Origin of the sequence: Psychrobacter sp. 16-MNA-CIBAN-0192 (assembly GCF_040309565.1) — a bacterium.
In the GTDB taxonomy this organism is placed as follows: Bacteria; Pseudomonadota; Gammaproteobacteria; order Pseudomonadales; family Moraxellaceae; genus Psychrobacter.
In genome coordinates this window covers 1-258 of record NZ_JBEOOX010000433.1, presented here as the reverse complement: position 1 = coordinate 258, position 258 = coordinate 1, and the positions used below count along the sequence as shown (strand labels likewise).

At 69.4% G+C, this 258-nt stretch carries 1 protein-coding gene; it reads right to left on the bottom strand.

Annotated elements, in window-relative coordinates; genetic code table 11:
- Positions 1-258, bottom strand: a 258-nt coding sequence (locus AAEY78_RS13860; protein ID WP_352339944.1) for a glycoside hydrolase family 3 N-terminal domain-containing protein, incomplete at both ends; no start/stop codon positions are given.

The window sequence follows — 258 nt, the reverse complement described above, 5'->3', positions numbered from 1 at the left end:
ATCCGGCTGATTGCAGACGAGCACCATGTCGCAACCGGCGGCGAGCGCGGCGTCGGCGGCCTGCGTGAGCGTGCCGCCTTCGCGGGCAGCCTCCATCGACAGGTCGTCGCTGAAGATCGCACCCGTGAAGCCGAGCTTGCCGCGCAGGATGTCCTGCAGCCACACGCGCGAAAAGCCCGCCGGCCGCTTGTCGACCTGCGTGTAGATCACGTGCGCCGGGATCACCGCGGCCAGCGATAGCCCGAGCCAGTCGTACGG